A 2,008-nucleotide genomic window follows, 5' to 3' on the forward strand; every position below is an offset into this window, starting at 1 on the left:
TCTTCGAACGGCATCGGCTGCTGCAGGGGCACCTGGGCGTCCGCGCTGGCTCGGGTGTGCATGGCCTCGAGCTCGGTGGTGGCGTCGAACAGCCGTCGGTGCAGGCTGACCAACGTCTGACCGACCCCGGGCATCCGCGCGACGAGCTCCTCGATCTGGGTCGGAGTCGCCGGGGTGTCGAGCAGGATGTCGCGCAGATCCGAGACCAGCCGCGCATCAGAGTCCGGGGTGAAGTAGTGGGTCGGCAGGTCGAAGCGCTCGGACAACGACAGCAGCACCGGCACGGTGACGGGACGCTGATCGTTCTCGAGCTGGTTCACATAGCTGGTGGACAGCCCGAGGGTGCGCGCCAGCGCCACCTGGGTCAGGCCGTGCTCCTCGCGCAGCCTGCGCAGGCGGGCACCCACGAACGTCTTCGCCACCCGGCACAGCCTAGCCGCTCCCCCTTTCGCAACATTTGCAAACGGGGACGTTCCAGGACACACAATTACGCATTTACAGGGTCTTTTCGCAGCGCTACGCGCCGAATAGCGTGCGGATCATGCGTAATCACGAGGTCCGCACCCGCCGCAGTGCCGACGAATTCCCCCGCACCGAACATCTCGCCTGGAAGATCGCCCAGGTCGCCGCCGACCCGGTCACCGTCGAAGCCGACGTCGAGGACATGGTGCTCAACCGGATCATCGACAACGCGGCGGTGTCCTCGGCCTCGGTGACGCGACGTCCCGTCGCGGTTGCGCGCGCTCAGGCGCAAGCCCATCGCAGCAAGGTCGGCGCCACGGTGTTCGGCATCGACGGCGGATACTCGCCGGAGTGGGCGGCATGGGCCAACGGCGTCGCGGTCCGTGAACTCGACTTCCACGACACGTTCCTGGCCGCCGACTACTCACACCCCGGCGACAACATTCCCCCGCTGGTCGCGGTCGCCCAGACGCTCGGCGTGCGGGGAGCCGACCTGATCCGTGGTCTGGCGACGGCCTACGAGGTCCAGATCGACCTGGTGAAGGGAATCTGTCTGCATCGGCACAAGATCGACCACGTCGCACACCTCGGGCCGTCGGTCGCCGCCGGCCTGGGCACCATGCTGCGGCTGGACCCCGAGACGATCTATTCGGCCATCGGGCAGGCTCTGCACCTGACGACGACCACCCGGCAGTCGCGCAAGGGGCTCATCTCGAGCTGGAAGGCCTATGCCCCGGCCTACGCGGGCAAGGTCGCGATCGAGGCCGTCGACCGCGCGATGCGCGGCGAAGGCTCACCGGCCCCGATCTGGGAGGGTGAGGACGGGCTCATCGCCTGGATGCTGGCCGGACCCGAGCACGCCTACCATGTCCCGCTGCCTGAACCGGGCGAACCCAAGCGGGCCATTCTGGACAGCTACACCAAGGAACATTCCGCCGAGTACCAGAGCCAGGCGCCGATCGACCTGGCCCGCCGGATGCGTGAACGGATCGGCGATCTGGACCAGATCGCCTCGATCGTGCTGCACACCAGCAACCACACGCACGTCGTCATCGGTACCGGCAGCAACGACCCGCAGAAGTTCGACCCGGATGCCTCGCGCGAGACGCTGGACCACTCGGTGATGTACATCTTCGCCGTCGCGCTACAGGACGGCGATTGGCACCACGAGAAGTCCTACGCCCCGGAGCGGGCGCACCGCCCCGACACCATCGAGCTGTGGCGCAAGATCTCCACCGTCGAGGACCCCGAGTGGACTCGGCGCTATCACTCGCTCGACCCGGCGGACAAGGCGTTCGGCGCCCGGGCCGAGGTCACCCTCGCCAGCGGTGAGGTGATCATCGACGAGTTGGCTGTCGCGGACGCGCACCCGCTGGGGGCGCGCCCGTTCGCCCGCGAGCAGTACCGCAACAAGTTCACCACCCTCGCCGACGGCGTCGTCGAACCCGCCGAGCAGCAGCGGTTCCTGGCCGCTGTCGACGAGGTGGCCTCGCTGGAGGCAGGCGGGCTCGCAGCCCTCAATGTGCGGGTCGAGCAGACAGTGCTG

The 2,008-nt window shown here is 68.0% G+C and carries 2 protein-coding genes; one reads left to right on the forward strand and one right to left on the reverse strand.

Annotated elements, in window-relative coordinates; genetic code table 11:
• A partial coding sequence (locus ACN27A_RS33750) for a helix-turn-helix domain-containing protein (RefSeq protein ID WP_421458958.1) occupies positions 1-422 on the reverse strand: 422 nt, incomplete at its 3' end.
• Positions 423-541: 119 nt separating this feature from the next.
• Here ACN27A_RS33750 and prpD point away from each other — a divergent pair.
• Positions 542-2,008, forward strand: a 1,467-nt coding sequence (gene prpD / locus ACN27A_RS33755; RefSeq protein WP_421458960.1) for a 2-methylcitrate dehydratase PrpD, incomplete at its 3' end; no start/stop codon positions are given.

This window comes from Micromonospora sp. WMMD737 (assembly GCF_049179055.1).
Taxonomy (GTDB): domain Bacteria; phylum Actinomycetota; class Actinomycetes; order Mycobacteriales; family Micromonosporaceae; genus Micromonospora; species Micromonospora reichwaldensis.